Raw genomic sequence first — 20,890 nt, 5'->3', positions numbered from 1 at the left:
TCTATAACCTGAATACTAAATCATTTTCATTGTCAGAGACACTCTGCGCGTTATGATATTTTATATGATAAAATAAGATTTGTGTGTTAGCTAGCATTTTGACCAAACACTTGGTGTTTATGGTGATATTCATCACATATAATGAGGAATTAATTTGCGACGAAAAATAAATTTTCTACACTGAAATTGTAGAATAGATGTCCTTATTGCTTACTTTGATAATAATGCAGTTATAAGCAGTAAGAGACTCTGGTAATTGAGGATATAAGGGGGAGCAAGGTGAATATTCTGAATTATTTGCAAAGAGTGGGGCGAGCATTAATGGTACCGGTAGCCACATTGCCTGCTGCTGCAATACTAATGGGGATAGGTTACTGGATCGATCCGGTAGGCTGGGGAGCAGATAATGCACTGGCAGCTTTGCTGATTAAATCGGGTGAAGCCATTATTAAGAACATGCCAATGTTATTTGCTATTGGTGTGGCTTATGGCATGTCTAAAGATAAGGATGGTGCGGCAGCACTGACAGGTTTTGTCGGTTTTTTAGTCGTAACGACACTTTGTTCTCCGGCAGCGGTATCTATGATCCAGGGTATTTCGGTTGGCGATATACCAAAAGCCTTTAGTAAAATTGATAACCAATTTGTTGGTATTTTGGTGGGTGTTGTGTCTGCTGAACTGTATAACCGCTTTAGTGGTGTTGAACTGCCGAAAGCATTGTCATTCTTCAGCGGTCGTCGTTTGGTGCCCATCTTGATCTCTTTCCTGATGATTCTGGTTGCTTTCATCCTGATGTATGTGTGGCCGGTGATTTATAATGCATTGGTTACTTTCGGTGAAAGTATTAAAGATCTTGGTGCGACAGGCGCCGGTATCTATGCCTTCTTTAACCGCTTGCTGATTCCTGTTGGCCTGCATCATGCCCTGAACTCTGTATTCTGGTTTGATGTGGCGGGTATCAACGATATTCCTAATTTCCTCGGTGGTCAGAAATCCATAGTCGATGGTAGCGCAATAGTTGGTATTACCGGCCGTTATCAGGCGGGTTTTTTCCCTATTATGATGTTTGGTCTACCGGGTGCGGCATTAGCGATGTATCGCTGCGCGCGTCCCGAAAATAAGGCCAAAATGGCTGGTATTATGATTGCGGGTTCATTCGCTGCATTTTTCACGGGTATTACTGAGCCTCTGGAGTTCGCCTTCATGTTTGTTGCGCCAGTGCTTTATGTGCTGCACGCGATCTTGACCGGTATTTCAGTGTTTATCGCAGCGACAATGCAGTGGATTGCGGGTTTTGGTTTCAGTGCCGGTTTGGTGGATATGGTACTCTCTTCCCGTAACCCATTGGCGACACATTGGTACATGTTGATCCCGCAAGGTCTGGTATTCTTTTGCCTGTATTATTTCGTATTTAGTTTTACTATCAAAAAATTCAACCTGATGACTCCAGGGCGTGAATTGGCTGCTGATGGTGAAATTGATGGCTATGATGTTGATGTGGACAAAAATGGTAAAGCAACAGCGAATAACATCCACAATGAAGCTTATCAATATCTTGCCGCAGTGGGTGGTTCAGATAACCTGACTGCTATTGATGCTTGTATTACTCGTCTGCGTCTGTCGGTAAAAAATGTCGATCAGGTCAATGACAATCTGGTTAAACGCCTGGGTGCCTCCGGTATTATCCGCCTGAATAAACAGAGTGTGCAGGTTATTGTTGGTACTCGTGCAGAACTGATTGCCAGTGCTATGCGTGATGTTTTGGCAAAAGGTCCAGTTGCTGCTGCGACTGCAAACTATCAACATCAGACAGCACAGAAAGCGAAGCCTGAAGGCGAACGTAAAATCTTGCTGACTCTGATTGCTCCGGTCAGTGGTGAGTTAATCGATTTGGCAGACGTGCCTGATGAAGCCTTCTCCAGTAAAGTTGTTGGTGATGGTATTGCTATCAAACCAACATCAAATACTGTGCTTGCACCTGTGTCTGGTACGATCGTGAAAATTTTCGACACCAATCACGCTTTCTGTATTGAAACTGATGAAGGTTTGGAACTGATTGTACATTTGGGTATTGATACGGTTTCCCTTAACGGTAAAGGTTTTAAACGGTTGGTGAATGAAGGAGCAATGGTGAAAGTTGGGGAGCCTGTATTGAATTTGGATCTTGATTACCTGAATGCTAATGCCAAATCTATGATTAGCCCAGTTATCGTCAGCAATATTGATGATTATATTGGTGTTAATATTTTGGCAAAAGGTCAGGTAAAAGCAGGACAGACAAAATTATTTGATGTGCTGAGATAAACAACAGACAAGTCCGTAAAAGTTGATAAAAATTTTTCAATAAATGAAAAACGGGAAGAGTACTGCTTTTCTCGTTTTTCGCTTCAACTTTGCCCTGAATCGCCATTTGGCAGTAACAAACGGTTGTTTCTCAGCACTGCTTGTTGGATTATAGGCGGTTATGTGACGCGCTTTTGGCATTATTGAGGTATAAAACAATGAGTGAGGCAGATGCCCGCCCGACAAACTTTATTCGTCAAATAATTGATGAAGATTTGGCAATTGGTAAACATACATCCGTACATACTCGCTTCCCGCCTGAACCCAATGGTTATCTGCATATTGGTCATGCAAAATCTATCTGCCTGAACTTTGGGATTGCAGAGGACTATCAGGGCCTGTGCAATCTGCGTTTTGACGATACCAATCCGGTTAAGGAAGATGTTGAGTACGTTGATTCTATTAAAAATGACGTTCAGTGGTTAGGTTTTGGGTGGAGTGGTGATATTCGCTACTCTTCCAATTATTTTGATACGCTGTATCAGTATGCGATTGAATTGATCAATAAAGGTCTGGCTTATGTTGATGAATTGAGCCCGGAAGAGATCCGTGAATATCGCGGCACATTGAAAGAGCCAGGTAAAAACAGCCCGTATCGTGACCGTAGTATTGGTGAAAACCTGGCCCTGTTTGAAAAAATGCGTGCCGGTGAGTTTGGTGAAGGTAAAGCTTGCCTGCGAGCCAAAATTGATATGGCATCACCTTTTATTGTGATGCGCGATCCGGTTTTGTACCGTATTAAATTTGCAGAACATCATCAGTCTGGTAACAAATGGTGCATCTATCCGATGTACGATTTTACTCACTGTATTTCTGATGCGCTGGAAGGTATTACACATTCGCTGTGTACATTGGAATTCCAGGATAATCGTCGTTTGTACGACTGGGTGCTGGATAACATCACCATTGATTGTCATCCGCGTCAGTATGAATTCTCGCGTCTGAATCTTGAATACACGGTGATGTCCAAGCGTAAGCTGAACCTATTGGTGACCGACAAGATTGTTGAAGGTTGGGATGATCCACGGATGCCGACTATCTCAGGTTTGCGTCGTCGTGGTTATACTGCCGCTTCCATTCGTGAATTCTGCCGTCGTATTGGTGTAACTAAGCAAGACAATAATGTGGAAATGGCTGCATTGGAGTCCTGTATCCGTGATGATCTGAACGAAAATGCCCCTCGTGCAATGGCTGTTCTCGATCCGGTCAGGCTGGTGATTGAAAACAGGCCGGAAGGGGAGCAGATACTGAACATGCCTAATCATCCAAATAAACCGGAGATGGGCAGCCGTGAAGTGCCATTCAGCCGTGAGATCTATATTGACCGGGCAGATTTCCGTGAAGAAGCTAACCGTCAATATAAACGCTTAGTTTTGGGTAAAGAAGTTCGTCTGCGTAATGCTTATATCATCAAAGCAGAGCGTGTTGAAAAAGATGCTGACGGCAATATCACGACAATCTATTGCAGCTATGATGAGCAGACGCTGAATAAAGATCCAGCAGATGGCCGTAAAGTGAAAGGTGTTATTCATTGGATCAGTGCGTCCCATGCTGTTCCTGCTGAATTCCGTCTGTATGATCGTCTATTCAGTGTACCAAATCCTGGTGCAGAGGATGATTTTCTGGCGACAATTAACCCAGAATCACTGGTGGTCCGTCAGGGCTTTGTTGAGCCAAGTTTAGCGAATGCCAAGTCAGAAAAAACGTATCAGTTTGAGCGTGAAGGTTATTTCTGTGCTGATAGTTGTTATTCCAGTGCAGAAAGCCTGGTATTTAACCGTACTGTTGGTCTGCGTGATACCTGGACAAAAATTTCTCAGGATTAATTGAGAAAATGAACTGTACCCAACGAGTTGGACATGAGGCCAACAAGTTGAGGTGCAGTTTTTTTGCTAAATATTGCTATTCACGGTATTGAAACCTTTATTAATGAGATCAACTAATCGATCACTAAAGTCTAGTTCCAGTTCTATCTGTGGATAACAAGTCGCAAAAGCGGATAAAGACGTACACCTAATTTCTCTTCGAATCGGGATATGCTTTTACTGACGGATGAAAGGAGATAGATCGAGTAATTTAAATAACACGGTTGCGATTCATCCTTTATTAGATAAATCATTGCCTTATAAAGTATATGAAGAGGCATTTCGATATCAATTTATTGTGTTTGCAGTAGCGGCAGCCATTACCACAATCTTAGTATTTATTTTGTTGAGGAAAGTAAAATCCCACCGCGAAAGCAAATAAAAATAATAGATTCAAAGTAATGGCTTTTTTATTTACTAATCATATTAATAATATAGATAACCGTCCTTCGGTAGCAGAAAAATGGATTGGCAATGAAACTTGAAGGATTGACATTAATTACATAACTATTGAATATCGATTATCTTTTGATTTGTGGATTTTTATTTCATAATTATGATAGTAATTGAAGTTATCTATTGTGCTTGTGCGATGGTATGGTTTTTTCACACATTTATTCATTTTAGAAAAATAATAAACAATGTGTTTTGTGAAATATCACTATACTGATTCTTGGGGTTATGAAATAAAAAATTACAGTCTGGATGTCTTATAGATACGAAAAAATAGGATATGATAATAATAAATTGATATTAATTAAGAAAAATTACCAATTGAAAAACTATTCTTTATTTTTTAGGGGATTGTGAATATGAGTAAAAATATAATTAGCGTGCAAAAGGAAGCAGTCACTATCCCACCCGATAATTTTGAAACAGCCGAAATAGTTACCAAGAGAACATCTGTAAGATTAAACAATTCAAGTAAAAATAAAAGTTCTAAACGTGAAACTTTAAATGGTCCGGTGATTTGGTTTGATATAGACAAACTGTCAGATCAAAGGCCAGATGACATTATTTTCATCACGGTAATAAATTCTTTTTATAGTGGTATAATTTTATATCTAAATAATATCTCAGCTTTCATTGATGCAATACCTAAAATAATGCAGATAATTCTGAGGGTTAAGACATCTGAAGAGCTTATTAAATTTCGAGAAAGTGAATATTTAGCTTTATTCAAATTTTTAGATACAAATCAAAATAAATATATCTACTCTAATGATATTATCACTTTGAGAAAATTTAAAGAAGAGGATATTGCTATTTCAGCTGGGGCTAGCGGATTATGTATTGGCAGAAATGTTTTTCAAAATCTAAATCCGCAATCTCTGTTGAAAAATTTATATGAGTGCATAAACGCAGAGCTAATATCTTTGGCTTGATAAGAGCCTGTATATCATAGATCTCATCAGTTGAATGTTACTAAAAGGGTTTATCATGGAACTCGCTATCAACACTCAAAACGAACCTAAAAAAGAAACTGGTTATTTCTTATCACCGTTGTGGGAAGACATTTTTTCTAAAGGGTTACTGGAAGAACTTAATTCGAATATATTTCTGGTGGCTTGTCGTTCTGGGCAGGCCAACCAGAGTTTACTGAGAAAGTTCATGATTCAGCACCATTACTATTCACAATATTTTACTCGATATTTGTGTTCATTAATGGGAGGTTTAGCAGATCAAAAAGATTTTGTATCGCTTTCTCATAATTTGCTGGAAGAGCTAACAGGAACTGATGCTGCAAAGATCTCTCATGCAGAGTTATATAAAAAGGCGATGGCAGCTATCGATGCTGTTCCTAAAAGTGACGCGATACTTAAAAGTACTCAGCAATTGATTAACGCTATGTTTCGCCACTGCCGGAGTGATGATTCTCTAAGAGGGCTGGCGGCTTTGTGTTTAGGTGCTGAGGCAATTGTACCTCTGGTTTATGGTCCCATTTTAGATGCATTGCGATCAATAAAAGCTTCTGACGACGCATTATATTTCTTCAAAATTCATGTTGAGGAGGACGAAGATCATGCAATAGTGATGAGGAAAATTATTGATCGAATGATTGAAGAAAACCCTCACCGAAGGGCAGATGTTATTGCCGTTGGTGAAGAGATGGTGCGTTTTCGCATGGCGATGCTAAATGAGCTATATCAAAGTAATACCAGGATAAATCCGCATGAATACATGGTATTGTCGGGATAATAAAGAACATGAAAAACTTTCGGCAGAAGCGATGATTAAAATACTTTTAAGATAAAATATCTTGAACGTTATTTTAAAATAGTTAGAAAATACAAACCGTAAAATAAGGTGTGATATTAGAGGTGATGATAATGAAAAAGACTTTCTTTTCATCTGGCGATTTCAGTAGAGTTCCAGGAGAGTTAATTGAAGATAAGCCGACTCAATTAATTCATGAAAATGTATTGAATTCTGAAGTCAGTCAAGATGTAAGTTTCTCAAATGAAAGGCGCCATAAGGTCGCTATGGTTAATTTACCCAGTAAAGTTCTCAGTATGACTCTGGGGGGATTACAGCCTGGACAATCCACGCGTAAACACAGGCACAGTTATGAAACCATAATATATATCGTCAATGGTGAGGGGTATTCACTCATTGGTGAACAACATGTTTTATGGAAAGCAGGTGACGCAATATATGTGCCTGTATGGGCATGGCATCAACATACAAATAGCAGTACCACTGATGAAGCATTCTATATTGCATGTGAGAATGCACCCATGTTGCAAAACCTGGGGCTGGCAGTTCGTGAAGAACTTTGAAGATCCCAGTTGGACGTCTGGGAACCCCAGCTGACGTTGCCGATACGGCTGTTTTCTTTGCTTCAGATGAATCGAGATTTTTGTTGGGAACTGACATTATTGTTGATGGCGGTATGATTAATGTTTAGATACATATGATGTGGGTTTTGTCGATTGTATTTAAAAACAGATAATTATCTAACCGGGGTAAAAAGCCTATTGGCAATACCCCGGTAATTTGTTTATGAACTATTATGATAGGGATTTTTGTTTAATTTATTATATTTTATCATGTTTTTCCTATACAAGCTATTTACGCACTACGTGTATGCCCAGGTTTTTCGCGTTGTCCGTGTTCACCGTTTTATTCAAAGAACGACTAGCAATAATTATGACTACCAGGATAGTTTCTAAAATATTATCATTGATAAATAATTTTGCATCTATTTTAGTTGAAAAACATTTATATTAATCAATCTATTTTTTAATGTGTATTTTATATTGTTAAGTTTTTATGGTCGTATTGTTCTTTTTAATATCAATATGATGTATAACTATTAATGTATTTTTCTTGTAATGTGTTCTTTGTCATGTTTTGTAAAAAATCCCTTTTTTACCATTGATAATTCGTGATGTGAAAAATAATCTGTGTATATGTTGATCAGATGATTTTAATTTTCTTTTTCAATTGAAATTTTTATTTTACGGATAGATTTACATTTTTGGTCGTGATTTATTTTAATTAAAAAGTAATTAATTTTATGGTTACACATAGTACAAAAATCAGCACTAATCCAATCTATGACCAGAGTGTGTGTTTTCAAGGATTTGCCTGGAATTTTTCCGGGATGAGAAAGAGATTAAATTCAACATCATCATGCCATTTATTGTCTTCTAATGGCTTGTTGCCGCTGTTTTTATATTTCTGGGCAGTGGCTTACCTTACATAACATTTGTGTTTGAAAGAGGCGACAATGAAGAAATTTAAATTGTGCACACTGGCGGCGCTAACAGCGACTGTTGGCCTGATGGGGTCTGTCTATGCCAATAATACAGCGCAGCAATTGGTTGATTCACTGAGTCAATTGAAAGTTAATTATAAGGTTGTTGATAATCAGGCTGGAGATCATGGTGTTAATTGTGCGGTATTGGGGGCGGATTGGGCCACTTGTAATCGGGTCGATATTACTTTAACCAATGGTAACCAGGCCATTAACTCATCTGATTGGGCGATTTATTTCCACAGTATCCGCCAGGTCCTGAGTGTCGATAATGAGCAGTTTAAAATTACGCGTATCACGGGTGATTTACATAAACTGGAACCAACTGAGAAATTCACCGGTATTAAAGCGAATCAGCAGGTAAAACTGCCTATTACCGGAGAGTACTGGCAGATTTACAGCACTGACTTTTTGCCGCGCTGGTATGTAACGTCAGGCGATGCGAAACCTAAAGTCCTTGTGAATACGGATACAGAAGATCTGAGCCAATTTTTATCTGCTTTCACCGGTGATCAATGGAAACGCACAACAGCGGATAACAACATTCTGATGACGCCTGAAAATCGTTATGTGAAGAATTTGCAGGTTAAAAAAGTCGAGTCAGAAAAATTACGTGGGCAAATAATCCCGACGCCAAAAGAAATTCAGATTTATTCAGAGGATGCTGATTTATCTGGGGGGGTCAGACTGGAATTTGGCGGTTTGAATGACGAGGCGGTTATTCTTGCGAGAAAACGTTTTACCGATCAAGGCATTAAATTAGAGAATAGTGGCTATTTGGTTGCGACTCAGATTGTCTCTTCAGATTTTACCGGAGAGTGGAAGGTTAAAGGGGCTTACCGCCTGAATGTTACCCAGAATGGCGCTCAAATTGTTGCTTTTGATCAAGCTGGTGTGTTTTACGGTCTTCAATCTCTGCTGTCATTGATTCCTGTCGATGGCAGTGGAAAGATTGCTACTCTGACGGTAAAAGATGCCCCACGTTTTGAGTATCGTGGCGCTATCTTGGATGTCGGGCGTAATTTCCACAGTAAACAGGCGGTCCTGCGTTTGCTTGACCAAATGGCAAGTTACAAACTGAATAAATTCCATTTCCACCTGAGCGATGATGAAGGCTGGCGTTTGGAAATTCCCGGATTACCTGAGCTAACGGAAGTGGGTAGCCAGCGTTGTCATGATTTGAGTGAAACCAAATGCTTGTTACCACAACTGGGGTCTGGCCCTGATAACAACAATATGGGGAGTGGATTCTTCAGTCGTCAGGACTACATCGACATTCTGAAATATGCCAAAGCCCGCTATATTGACGTTATTCCTGAAATTGATATGCCGGCTCATGCTCGTGCCGCAGTGGTTTCTATGGAAGCCCGTTATAAGAAGTTGATGGATCAGGGTAATGTGAAAGGCGCGAATGAATACCGCTTGCTGGACCCAACGGATACCACCAGGGCAACCTCTGTGCAGCTCTATGACCGTCGCAGTTATTTGAATCCATGTATGGATTCTTCAAAACGATTTGTTGAGAAAGTTATTGGTGAAATTGCCGCTATGCATAAAGAAGCTGGCTTGCCATTGGAGACCTGGCATTTCGGTGGTGATGAAGCGAAGAATATTCGTTTGGGAGAAGGGTTCCAGGATAAGAATGGCCCTATAGTACCGGGTAAAGGCATCATTGATAAGAGTATAGAAGATAAGCCGTGGGCTAAATCTCAGGTTTGCCAGAAGTTGGTGGAGCAGGGCGTGGTGAAAGATATTGAGCATCTTGCCAGCTACTTCGCCATTGAAGTGAGCAAAATTGTGAATACTAATGGTATCGAGAAGATGCAGGCGTGGCAGGATGGTCTTAAACATGCTGACAGCGCTAAAGATTTTGCGACCAAACGCGTGGGTGTGAACTTCTGGGATGCTCTCTACTGGGGTGGCTTTGATTCAGTCAATGATTGGGCGAACAAGGGCTATGAAGTGGTTATATCCAACCCGGATTATGTTTATCTGGATATGCCATATGAAGTTCATCCGCAGGAACGTGGATATTATTGGGCAACCCGTTTTAATGATGAAGCCAAGATCTTTGGTTTTGCGCCAAATAATATGCCGCAAAATGCTGAAACATCCGTTGACCGTGATGGTAATGCATTCCGTGCGAAAAGTGACAAACCGTGGCCGGGCGCTTATGGGCTGTCGGGGCAAGCATGGAGTGAAACGGTCCGTACTGATGAGCAGATGGAATATATGCTTTATCCTCGTTTATTACCGCTGGCAGAACGGGCATGGCACCGGGCTGGTTGGGAACAGGATTATGTTCCAGGCCAGGAATATAAGCGAGGAGAAACGCATAAAGTTGATATAGATGCACTGAATCGTGACTGGGTACGGTTTGCTAACCTGATAGGGCAGCGTGAGCTTGTTAAACTGGATAGGGCAGGAATTGCTTACCGTTTACCAGTACCTGGAGCCAAAGTAAAACGCGGTGTTCTGAAAGCCAATATTGCTTTGCCAGGATTGGTTATTCAGTACTCAACTGATGGCGGTAATAGCTGGAAAATTTATGACAATCATAAACGTCCGAAGGTAAAAGGAAATGTGTTGATCCGTTCTGTCAGCCCGGATGGTCAACGTTACAGCCGGATTGATCATGTAAAGGCATGATTTTGTCTCATCAAGAAAGGAACCCTGATGGGTTCCTTTCAAAACGCTGTTAACTTCCATCGAATGTAGGAGTATTCCGACGATCTGAAAAATGCTTTACACTGGGATTTTTCACCTAAAGCCCTTATTGATAACACGGCAAGACGCGTATTCTGGCTAATTTCTTCTTTATGCTTAATAGCGTAATCATCGACATACTCTCTCATATGTTGTTCTTTCCGCAAAAAATCTTAGCTTAACCATTTTCCGAATTCGGAAGGCAGGTCGCGCCACGGAATGCCTGTTCTCATACGATAAAGAATGCCTTCAAGCGCCTGACGATGTTTTGTTTTGTGGTAAATAAATCCAGTATGGTGCATGAATGCAGATAGCTTATTCCATTGTGTATCTGTTAACGTAGTTCGCAGCATGATGGTGAGGTCTGGTTATTTTTTGGCGAAAACGATTATACCAAATCATCATGCTGTTCAATAATTCCTCTCAAAACGTCAACAGCCCCTAGGAGCTGACTCGGGGTTTCGGGAGCAGTGGAGCAGTAAACACCGTTAAGCGGTCAATTTAAATAGCCAAAAATTGGGTAGCCAACTTACATCGTGAATTGCTATTTTTAGCCTGCCTATCTACGATAGCCAAATAACCTATACTCATCTTGGACGTATATTCATAACAGGTAATGTAAAACTCATAATTATTTGATTTTATGAATATTAGCCATTCTATTTAACCACTTATCAGTACTTATGGTTCCGTTACTCCTCAAACCCCGCTGAAAAAATAATTATAAGTTTCCGGTCAATGAATCGGCTGATAACTCGCATTAAGACGTTTAGCCAATCTCTCAAGTCGCTTATCCAATGTCCAAAGTCTTGCTCCTGGCGTTATTAAGGTTGATGCCAGCAACGTAATATCAACAAAACCACATCCAAGCCCGTACAGTTTTTCGTTTTCAATAAACGCCATCACTTCGGCAATACTGGCCTGATGGCTCGGTGGTAAGAGACCTAGATCACCAAGTGTTCGCAGTCTTGGAGCCGGAGGGTTACCACATGCTATCTCTGCCAATACCATTGGATGAATCAGAACCAGATCCCGGCTCAGCAACTGAATCAACCCGTCATTCCGGTTTTTGAAATGGTCAACCCAGACGGATGTATCAACCAAAATAGTCATTATGCGGATGGCTCCTCGCGGCGGCGGGGAATCATCTGCATTTCAGGCGATGTACCGCCGAGCGAAGCGAGCCGCTTTGCCGCCTGCACCCGAACAAACGTTTTCATCGCTTCCCGGAAAATATCAGCTTTGTCCATGCTAGGATCGGCCATTTCCAGCGCCTGTGCATACAGCACATCATCAATCGTGACAGTAGTTCGCATTTGATTACCTCATTGATTCAGATATTGATGCAATATTGCATCAATATCTGAATCAATGCAAGAGCATAAATCATTAGGGGCAATTGCGTTAACCTGTCACCATTTGAGGGGGGGGTGAGAGCATAAAAATCTGTGGGGTATCCCCTTTCATCAATTAGTATGATCGTGCGCTTTATCATCATGGTGAAAGGAAAATTATGCCCAACAAGGTATGCCTGATGTCACCCAATATGATGAAACAGAAGCGACCATTAAACTCTTAGAAGCTATTGTTGACAGTGATGACAATACCACTTTTGGTGACATCCAAGAATTCATCGACGAGTTCAATCGCGTCACGTTTAACTGCTATCGACTCAATCAGTTATTAAAAAACTATGATTTTTACACGCCTAACTATTCGCAAGGCTTAGACTGGACTCTCTAAAAGTATACCTTTATGGATATCGATCATCACTATCTACTACAGCCATATCACGATGGGTTCAAGTTCTGGTGAATCAAGGTTAAGTCTATTTAATTGGCGGTTAACCTTTGGCCGGTTGAATCTGACAGTATCAAGATCATCTATCAATGGACGAATTTCTCTGACTGTTGTTGTTTCATCAGCATGAATAATCGCGTTAAATAGTGCCAGTGTTTTAGCGGTTTCATCGGCCAACGTTGCCCCGGGCATTCTGTTTCCGGCCAAACAAAAAGGAGACTTCAGATTAGAGTTTTCGAGAACAGTTTCAATACGGATATCGTGAAGCCAGTGCTCAAAAAAATTGTACTCATAAGTAAAGCGATCACCGGCATCAAATTCAAAGTCATCCAGCGCGATTTTGTCAGGGTTATCAGGAAATGCAATCCCGCCAGAGTAGGAAATGCCGTAATATTTGCCATAAATACGGAATTGGTGAAGGTGATCATCCTGCCATCCCTGAGAGATCTGAATGATATAGTGAAAAGTCGCTAAAGAAGTCCCACCTGATAATCTGAATCGGCACCAGACCATAGGACTGATACCCCGAAGGGCGACTTTCACGATATAAATTTTCATGGTGAAATATCGGACTTAATAAGTGCACTTAGTTGTTCATTCTATCGCCGATTTAACATCGTGCCCCACGGTTTTTTATGCTCTCCTCTTTTGACACATCAGATAGTGTCTTACCACACACTAATATATCATGTGCTGTTTTAATGGTTTTTATAGACAAATGTTCTAATGCTGGATAAATAAGATCCCAATCTGATTGTGAAATACGTCTAATCTTCACATTTACCTCTTAAAATACTTTACAAATTCTGAATTATATTCAAATCCATCATCATGTCAAATCATTGTCAACTATAGTTTTACTAATTATTTCATTTTGAAATAGAGAAGAAACCCGACGCGGCAACGTACGGGTTTCTAGTTAAAACTTTACGAAGGGTAAAATACCCACTCTTAGTATAAGTCAAACTCACTTTATTTAACACTTCAAGCTATATCTAACAGGCGTTATGTTCAGCCATTGAGTAAATTAATAATTAAATACATTGCATTTTACTATAATTCGCACTATAAATTACAATAGTCCTATTGTGAAATATTCAGAAACTGCGAGGTAACAACATGGCTGAAACTATCGACCACGGCACCCTCTCCCATCTTGTTGAGGCCGGTGCCGTAAGAGGAGCGCACATAGTAGGCCAGCCAGGTGGCTGGGCCGTAATGGTGCGCTATGGAATGCACGAGCGACCACTGGCCGCACAGCGCAGCCGTAATGTACGGCTGTTTCGCAAGTTCGAGACGCTGGTTTCCTACTTAAAAAAAATTGGCATTGACCGCTTCGACGTGGATTCATCAAACTACGCCCCCGACACCCCCAATACCTCAAGGCCAGATCGTGCCGAAGCGCTCAAGCGTACCCACGAGGCCGCAGCCTATGATGCGTGGTTTCGTGAACAAGTGCAGCAAGCCATAGACGAACCTGGACCTGGTATCCCTCACTCTGATGTCAAAGCCAAATTTGCCGCCAAACGTGAAGCCTTGCGTAAACGCATTGTACAGGGTCGCGCATGAAAATCATTTGGCGAAAGATCGCGGAAGCAGATCGGGAACGTATCTTTGATTACATCGCACAAAACAGCCCCAACGCCGCGCTTGAGCTTGACGCAGACTTTGATACTAAAATCGAACTCGCTGTGCAGCAGCCTAAACTGTACCGCCCCGGCCGCATGCGCGGCACACGTGAAATCGTCGTACGGCATAATTATGTGATTGTCTATCGCATCAAGGACAGTGGTACGGTTGTTGTGCTGCGCGTGCTCCATGCTGCCCAGCAATGGCCCCCGGCCAAGTCCTGACAGCTCTACCAGAACTACCTTTGGACGCCTTATAGTTAATATATATGTATTAACTATAAGCTACCAATTAGGGGTAGTGACCGGTGTAGCGAGCCGCGTAAATTGAAAAAGCGCGTCATTTAAAAAGACTGCCAGTCAATGTCCCGACACATTTTGTTCCATACGAGCTACAGCGGATACTGAGAGGGAAGGATGGAAAAGTACAACGAAACGCATGGGTACTCGGTGTGGCCATCGCCATGAAAGATGCGCTTCGTTCTGGCGATCTCTTTGTCCCTCAGAGCAAACAACATGTCTCGTTCTGGGAGCTGATGCTGGATCAACATCACTGGCAGGCAACCCGGGAAGCGGCTTATGTCGAGCTGCAACAGCCAACTCAGGAAAACGTTAAGACAGCACTGATACTTGAATTTCATCAGATAGCTGGTGAGGCTGAAAAACGGTTTGAACTTGACTCTTTTGCTGAAATCAGAGGGGGGTAGTCTGTGGCTTAAACGGGATGATAAGGCCGAAATTCCTGAGGCCGTCGCCCGATTGCAAAAGGTCATAGATGCCAGTATGCCCTCTATTCGCATAGAACAATTACTAATGGAAGTTGATCAGCAAACTCATTTCAGCAGACACTTCATTCCCGATCAGCAGCACAACAGCAGGCCAAAACACTTTTATAAGACCCTCATATCCGCATTGATATCACAGGCAACCAATCTTGGCGTGGTTGCTATGAGTACCAGCGTTAACGACATCAGCGTCGATATGCTACGGCATGTATTGCAGTTCTACGTCCGGGAAGACACGATTAAAGCCGCCAGTGCGGAAATTGTAAATCAGCATCATCAGCTTCCTTTCAGTCAGGTACACGGCTCAGGGCAATTGTCGTTTTCTGATGCGCAGCGTTTCAGGATCAGGGCTGACAGCCTCCTTGCAGCCTATTATCCCCGCTATTATGGCTATTACGAAAAGGCGATATATATACACACGTATCAGATCAATACTCGGTGTACAGCACCAAAGCGATTTCCTGTAATTAACACGATTCTGAAGATCAGAGAACATACTACAGACACTCACGGTTATACCGAAATCATTTTTGCGCTGTGTTATCTGCTTGGCTATTACTTTATGCCGCGGATAAGAGATTTAAAAGATCAGCAACTCTATCGGGTTGATCGCACAGTAAATTATGGTGTTTTCACACCATTACTGAATAAAACGGCAGATCTGGATATTATTGAGGAACAATGGGATGCAATGATTCATGTGTCGCAATCTCTCAAAGAACGTACAGCACCGGCCCATGTCATCGTAGAACAGCTCACCAACAGTTTTCCATCTGATCGTCTTTCTAAGGCGTTCACTAATCTGGGACGACTGATTAAGACGGAATATATTCTGCGCTATCTGGCCGACCAGGATTTACGTCGTACGGTTCAGCTTCAGCTCAATAAAGGCGAATACCGGCATAAGTTGCCCCGATGGATCTTTTTTGCAAACCAGGACGAATTCACAACCGGTGATTACGAAGAAATCATGAATAAGGCCAGCGCCCTGAGTCTGGTATCCAATGCAATCCTGTACTGGAACACATCAAGAATAATAAATATTATTAACGAGTTACGTGAAAATGGTGAAGTCATAGATGATGACGTATTAGCCCATATCTCTTTACTACCCTATAAACACGTATTACCCAATGGCACTTATTTTGTTGATGGAGAACCTTACGGTACAGAGACTACCGAAAGGGCAAAACCGTAAGTTTCTGTTCAAATGCTCCGTGCGCTGTGAAAAGCTGCATTTATCTTGCAGGTGAAAGTCCTGCTCCGGAAGGCATAGCCAGTGCCACCGGATAGCGAGTCTTGCGCCGTCCTGGGTAACTTGGAGGGTGAAGCGTAGACAGCGAAGCATTCGAGCCGAAACCAAAGGGTGAACGTGATACCCCCGAAATATGAACTAATTGTGGGAGCCAACAGGTTGGAGCACCTGGCAGGCAACAGGTTACCGGAGGCCATACTGGCAAATTGCCAAAGGAAACCAACCACCGGGGGCGCAGGCGTCAGCGAGTTTGCAGAGATGAATGACGGAACACAGGAGATCCGGAGGGTTCCCTGAGGAACTGGGTATCTGTGGCACAAGTGCCAAACACAAGGCCACAGAAATGGCTTTCCGGAAGTCGGAGTCAGCCATAGTAGTAATGAAGCGAGTAATGACCGTGGAGCGAAGGGCGGGCAGACAGATCGAACGTAAGAGGGCAACAATGACCGTACACAGCAACGACGGACTATCATGGTTAACAAAACTTGAGCGTATAGGCGAGAAATCAGCAGGTAACAAACAACGGGTGTTCAATAACTTGGGGCACCTGTTAAACAGTGACATGCTGAAAGGGCAATTCCTGCGGCTTGACGGGAGTAAAGCTGTGGGTATTGATCGCATGACAAAAGCCGCTTACGGTGAACACCTTGATGAGAATATTCATAATCTCATTTTGCGAATAAGTATTTCAACATGATACCTCATGATGAGCTGATGAATTTACTTCGGAAGAAAATATCAGATCGCCGTTTCCTCAGATTGATCGAGGTATTAATCACGGCGCCCGTCATAGTGGGTAAAGAGACATCCAGCAATGTGCGTGGGTGTCCGCAAGGTTCAATCCTGTCGCCGGTGCTGGCCAATATCTACCTGCATCATGTGATAGACGAATGGTTTGATGAAATCAGCCGTTCCCATATACATGGACGGGCAGAGATGGTGAGGTATGCTGATGACATGGTGTTTACTTTCCAGTATCCCAGTGAAGCTAAACGTTTCTACAAGGTATTACCTAAGAGACTGAATAAGTACGGCTTGGAGTTGCATGAAGACAAATCGCAATTAATTCCTGCGGGTCACATTGCGGCAATGCGAGCTAACCAGTCAGGAAAACGCTTGCCAACGTTCAATTTTCTGGGATTTACCTGCTATTGGGGGAAAACGCGAAAGGGTTTCTGGCGACTGAAATTTACCAGCCGAAAAGACCGTTTCGCCGCTAAATTGAAGGGACTCAGGGACTTTCTATGGAAGAATCTGAGTACCGACAAACGGCAAATCCTGAATACCGTCATCAGAGTGATCAGAGGCTGGATAAATTATCACGGCATATCTGATAACCTAGAGACGAGTTGGGCAGTTTATCTACCAAAGTATGCGAATAATCTATAGATGGTTCAACCGTAAAAGTGGTCGTCGCCGACTGACGTGGAAAAAGCTGAATCTGATCTTGAAAATGCTGGGTTATCCAACGAAATGGAAAACCCGATCAATACTCTGGACTCGCTGAATATGTGTAGGGACACTGATCTGTCGGGAGCCGGATGCGGTAGTTCCGCACGTCCGGTTCTGAGGAGGGGCCCGTCTGGGTAACCGGCGGGTCTACTCAACCGCTGGTCCATACAGCCTGAATCTGAACCCGATAGAAAGGCTGTGGAAGGTGATGAATGAACAAGTCAGAAATAACCATTATTTCACCTCGACGGCCTTGTTCAGGCAGGCAATCCATCGCTTTTTTACGGAAAGATTACCGGAACTTGCCGGGAACCTGTCGTGCTGTATTAATGACAACTTCCAGGTTTTGAATCTTGCATCTTCAAGTTAAGCGGGTATATAACTGTAAGAATAACCACACATGTTATTTCGGTATTTATGTATTAAATGAAAATGTAAAATTAATTTATGTCGATAAAAACACATATTTAACAAAATTTTTATTGATACAAATTAGTTTATTAAAAAGCATTTCATCTGTAAAAATAGTGGAATTAATTAACATTAATTAAGGATATTTATGTCGAAAGAAAATGAAATTAACATGGATTTTTTGAAAGGATTAGAGAAAAATATTTGTCCAGTATGTGGTGAAGAAGATTGTCCATATCCAAGAGATAAAAGAGGGGGCAAAGTAATTGAAGACATAATGAAGGCGTACACCCAAGGGGATATGACGAAGGTAAAAAAATTACATGTGTTGAAAATGCTTCCGCTTAGAAAAGCAAACTTTGGTAGGGGTGGTCCTGGTTCGAATGAAGGGTTTTTCGATAAAGCTCAAAATAGCAAACCCAGCATGAGTTCATTCGGCATGTTGCAACATTTTTTCGGAAAATCAGGCCGAGAACTGACACTCTCTGAAATCGGTGTACATGATAAAGTTCGTGGCTTGATGCAGAAACCAGGTGCATTTGGCAGGCCAGAAGGCAGTATTCAGTCTCGTTTTGTTTCACAGATTCAGAGTGGTGAACGAGTTGATTTTGAAAATAGGTATAATTTTGGTCTAGAAAAAAAGTCCCGATTTACGATCCGCTTTGGGGTATTGGAGGTGCAACGGTCAGTGGCAGTCTTACAAATGTGAGTGTTGAAAAAGTGGGTGATGTATATAATGTATCTGGTACAATAAATTATAAACTATATGATAAATTTACTGACCCATACGACACATTTAATTGGGTGAAAGAGGATATTAATGTGGGAGGAAAGCCATTTGATATCACAGGGGAATGGAAAGAAAATGTCAGTTTTCCAGTTAGCCGACAAATTCAGGAAAATAGATTAATGCAACTTCTTAAGAATAGAAAACCGTAAGGATAAAAAACAATCCCTTGGTTGCTCATGCAATGAGCAACCAAGGGCGAATACTCCATTAAAATAAATAAAATAAATATTGATAAGAAAACTGTGGAATAAGTAGACTTAATATAAAAACAAATGTCATTAATAACGACGTCCATATTGTTTTTTTTACATTCCTTTCCAATATAAAGAAATAACTAACCATTATGGTTAAAAAGAAAAAAGTTACAATTGACATAAAAAGCATGGCGACGAATAACATAACACATCCTTTACCGAAAATTTTCCATAATCATATAGATAATTGAGTGGAAATCATAATTTTTCATAATCTCCTTGATTTAACTCCGGTAATGTACCATACAAATTTGTAACTACATGAACGTATTCGGGGTTCCGTGCCCATCAATGACATTCGGTTAAACTCTTGCCGGGGCATCAAAAGAGTTCCATCGGGTTCTGGGACGCATAGATTTTCGTGGATAGTGCCTCCCAGGCCTCACCCGGTGAGTCATTCCGGCAAGTCCCTCTGAAAGAGCACAATAAAATGATTTTAAATGTTTTTTTATCCCCTGAATCAGCAAAGACAAGTGTCTTACTACGAGAAATAAACAGTTTTTGAAATTCAATTTCTGTTTATTTTCTCTGCTATCAATGCAGTCGCTATCGTTGCCTCTGTGATTAATATCATTTTCCGATATCCTTGCCAGGTTCAGTAATAATATATGCGCCTGGATTTCTTGTTTTACGCCTTTCTCACTCTGTGAATGGAAATCCTCAATGCAAAGGATTGACTTGGACAATTTATATAACTCTTCTATATTCCATCTAAGGTGATATAAATCATGAAAAGCTTCGACTTCATAATATCCTTGTTCAACAAGAGTAGTGGCAAGAATATATTCACCATTTCGGTCAATATGCTTTATTAGTCTTAACGTTAAGCATGGGAATTCTGAAAGAAGGTTTCTCTTTCTAAGATCTGACTTTACCGCTTCCGATGGCGTATAACTAACAATAAGATCATCTGAATTACTGTCAGAAAAATCTCTAATAGTCTTATTCCTGTTTCCCTCCTGTACTCTGAATACGGCATTCAGGATAGCATAAAAAACCGTGGGACATTTATGCAGCAATCTTTTCTGTCCAAGAATGCTCCGTTTCGTCACCTAATTTGCATGGTGCTGTCCTCCCGGGGTTGTAGCTACCGTATTTCCCCGTTTTTTAGCTGGTGACGCAATTTATAATACGTAGAAACACCTAATCCCACGTTATCGCGAGCCAGCTTTAACTTGATACCTTTCGCTCTTAACGCGTCTATTTGAGGCAATTTACTGATTTCCGCAGGCGGTCTGCCCGTTCGTTCTCCACGCTGCTTTTTCGCGGCGATCCCTTCGGTTTGCCTCTCTCGAATGAGTGCCCGTTCAAACTGACTGAAGGCCGACATCATATGCAGTTGCAACTCTTGCATAGGCGTACTCTCGTTGGCACTAAAAGTGAGCGGCTCTTTCAGAAAGATCAGTGTAATACCTTGTTCGCGTAAACGCAGGGTCAGAGTACACATATCCATCATATTGCGGCATAACCGATCGATGGAGTGAACGACAATCGTGTCGCCGGTTCTGACCTGTTGAAGCATGTCCTGAAGCTGTGGCCGGTTGATGTTTTTCGCATTGGCCTGTTCGATATAGATTTTGTCAATTTCAATACCGGATGCAGACAGCGCCTCTTTCTGGCGATCAACGTGCTGGTCAACCGAACTCACCCGGATATAGGCATAGTGCATACTACCCTCAAAAGTCTTTAAACGTGATAAAGATTTGTAGAATACTCTATAAAGTTGACTTTTTCGAGGTTTATAGAGGATTATTGCTTTGTTTTCTGCACGGATGAAAAGGTATACTTTTACGTAAATTGAACAACACAGAGCTGGATGCAATGGCTGCGTAAATACCCCA

The 20,890-nt window shown here is 41.6% G+C and carries 17 protein-coding genes and 5 pseudogenes; 16 read left to right on the top strand and 6 right to left on the bottom strand.

The window, feature by feature from the left end:
* Window positions 1-279: 279 nt before the first annotated feature.
* The 8 genes and pseudogenes from nagE to LGZ99_RS12785 form a co-directional block, all read left to right on the top strand.
* Window positions 280-1,798, top strand: a pseudogene (gene nagE, locus LGZ99_RS12815) (N-acetylglucosamine-specific PTS transporter subunit IIBC); the annotation flags it as partial.
* A gap of 53 nt (window positions 1,799-1,851) precedes the next feature.
* Window positions 1,852-2,304 (top strand): annotated as a pseudogene (locus LGZ99_RS24840) (glucose PTS transporter subunit IIA); the annotation flags it as partial.
* A gap of 197 nt (window positions 2,305-2,501) precedes the next feature.
* Complete coding sequence (gene glnS / locus LGZ99_RS12810; protein WP_262979174.1) at window positions 2,502-4,169, top strand: glutamine--tRNA ligase; 1,668 nt, start codon at window positions 2,502-2,504, stop codon at window positions 4,167-4,169.
* A gap of 851 nt (window positions 4,170-5,020) precedes the next feature.
* On the top strand, window positions 5,021-5,593 hold the full coding sequence (locus LGZ99_RS12800; RefSeq protein ID WP_262979173.1) for a hypothetical protein: 573 nt from the start codon (window positions 5,021-5,023) through the stop codon (window positions 5,591-5,593).
* Between the two features lie 55 nt (window positions 5,594-5,648).
* Entirely contained in the window at window positions 5,649-6,407 is a 759-nt protein-coding gene (locus tag LGZ99_RS12795; protein WP_262979172.1) for an iron-containing redox enzyme family protein, read from the top strand.
* A gap of 131 nt (window positions 6,408-6,538) precedes the next feature.
* Entirely contained in the window at window positions 6,539-6,988 is a 450-nt protein-coding gene (locus LGZ99_RS12790) for a cupin domain-containing protein (protein ID WP_262979171.1), read from the top strand.
* Window positions 6,985-7,116, top strand: coding sequence for an SDR family oxidoreductase (locus LGZ99_RS24835; RefSeq protein ID WP_390894014.1), 132 nt, complete (start codon window positions 6,985-6,987; stop codon window positions 7,114-7,116). Before LGZ99_RS12790 ends, LGZ99_RS24835 begins: the two co-directional genes overlap by 4 nt.
* An 825-nt stretch (window positions 7,117-7,941) precedes the next feature.
* A complete protein-coding gene (locus LGZ99_RS12785; RefSeq protein WP_262979170.1) occupies window positions 7,942-10,617 on the top strand; it encodes a beta-N-acetylhexosaminidase in 2,676 nt (891 codons plus the stop codon).
* A 239-nt stretch (window positions 10,618-10,856) separates the two neighbouring features.
* On the opposite strand, the pseudogene LGZ99_RS12780 reads toward LGZ99_RS12785, so the two are convergent.
* The 4 genes and pseudogenes from LGZ99_RS12780 to LGZ99_RS12765 form a co-directional block, all read right to left on the bottom strand.
* A pseudogene (locus LGZ99_RS12780) lies at window positions 10,857-11,027 on the bottom strand (transposase); the annotation flags it as partial.
* Between the two features lie 382 nt (window positions 11,028-11,409).
* The gene (locus LGZ99_RS12775; RefSeq protein WP_021323032.1) at window positions 11,410-11,787 is read right to left on the bottom strand and encodes a type II toxin-antitoxin system VapC family toxin; all 378 of its coding nucleotides are present in this window, start codon (window positions 11,785-11,787) and stop codon (window positions 11,410-11,412) included.
* Window positions 11,787-11,990, bottom strand: a complete 204-nt coding sequence (locus LGZ99_RS12770; protein WP_021323031.1) for a type II toxin-antitoxin system VapB family antitoxin — start codon at window positions 11,988-11,990, stop codon at window positions 11,787-11,789. The genes LGZ99_RS12775 and LGZ99_RS12770 overlap by 1 nt, the downstream gene beginning before the upstream one ends.
* 463 nt (window positions 11,991-12,453) lie before the next feature.
* Entirely contained in the window at window positions 12,454-13,032 is a 579-nt protein-coding gene (locus LGZ99_RS12765; protein ID WP_036836799.1) for a plasmid pRiA4b ORF-3 family protein, read from the bottom strand.
* Between the two features lie 561 nt (window positions 13,033-13,593).
* Here LGZ99_RS12765 and LGZ99_RS12760 point away from each other — a divergent pair.
* From LGZ99_RS12760 to LGZ99_RS12725, 8 genes and pseudogenes are all read left to right on the top strand, one after another.
* The gene (locus LGZ99_RS12760; protein ID WP_262979169.1) at window positions 13,594-14,043 is read left to right on the top strand and encodes a ParC-related protein; all 450 of its coding nucleotides are present in this window, start codon (window positions 13,594-13,596) and stop codon (window positions 14,041-14,043) included.
* Window positions 14,040-14,327, top strand: a complete 288-nt coding sequence (locus LGZ99_RS12755; protein ID WP_021323028.1) for a type II toxin-antitoxin system RelE/ParE family toxin — start codon at window positions 14,040-14,042, stop codon at window positions 14,325-14,327. The genes LGZ99_RS12760 and LGZ99_RS12755 overlap by 4 nt, the downstream gene beginning before the upstream one ends.
* Window positions 14,328-14,566: 239 nt before the next feature.
* A complete protein-coding gene (locus LGZ99_RS12750) occupies window positions 14,567-14,809 on the top strand; it encodes a hypothetical protein (RefSeq protein ID WP_051769083.1) in 243 nt (80 codons plus the stop codon).
* Window positions 14,772-16,085: a Tn3 family transposase gene (locus LGZ99_RS12745; RefSeq protein WP_262979168.1), complete on the top strand. Its 1,314-nt coding sequence runs from the start codon at window positions 14,772-14,774 to the stop codon at window positions 16,083-16,085. The genes LGZ99_RS12750 and LGZ99_RS12745 overlap by 38 nt, the downstream gene beginning before the upstream one ends.
* 499 nt (window positions 16,086-16,584) lie before the next feature.
* Window positions 16,585-17,649 (top strand): annotated as a pseudogene (locus LGZ99_RS12740) (reverse transcriptase domain-containing protein).
* 108 nt (window positions 17,650-17,757) lie between these two features.
* Window positions 17,758-17,964 (top strand): annotated as a pseudogene (locus LGZ99_RS12735) (IS630 family transposase); the annotation flags it as partial.
* A gap of 189 nt (window positions 17,965-18,153) precedes the next feature.
* Window positions 18,154-18,714: a hypothetical protein gene (locus LGZ99_RS12730; protein ID WP_051769078.1), complete on the top strand. Its 561-nt coding sequence runs from the start codon at window positions 18,154-18,156 to the stop codon at window positions 18,712-18,714.
* Window positions 18,711-18,944, top strand: coding sequence for a hypothetical protein (locus tag LGZ99_RS12725; RefSeq protein ID WP_051769075.1), 234 nt, complete (start codon window positions 18,711-18,713; stop codon window positions 18,942-18,944). The genes LGZ99_RS12730 and LGZ99_RS12725 overlap by 4 nt, the downstream gene beginning before the upstream one ends.
* A gap of 407 nt (window positions 18,945-19,351) precedes the next feature.
* Here the strand turns inward: LGZ99_RS12725 and LGZ99_RS12720 are convergent, their stop codons facing one another.
* Both LGZ99_RS12720 and LGZ99_RS12715 read right to left on the bottom strand, forming a co-directional pair.
* Complete coding sequence (locus tag LGZ99_RS12720) at window positions 19,352-20,068, bottom strand: transposase (protein WP_262979167.1); 717 nt, start codon at window positions 20,066-20,068, stop codon at window positions 19,352-19,354.
* A gap of 68 nt (window positions 20,069-20,136) precedes the next feature.
* Window positions 20,137-20,718 (bottom strand): recombinase family protein, encoded by a 582-nt coding sequence (locus tag LGZ99_RS12715; protein WP_023046651.1) that lies wholly within the window; start codon window positions 20,716-20,718, stop codon window positions 20,137-20,139.
* Window positions 20,719-20,890: the final 172 nt, after the last annotated feature.

The sequence above is a fragment of the Photorhabdus temperata genome (genome assembly GCF_025384845.1).
In the GTDB taxonomy this organism is placed as follows: domain Bacteria; phylum Pseudomonadota; class Gammaproteobacteria; order Enterobacterales; family Enterobacteriaceae; genus Photorhabdus; species Photorhabdus temperata.
Note: the sequence above shows the minus strand (reverse complement) of the source record. Positions and strands in the feature narration are given on the sequence as shown.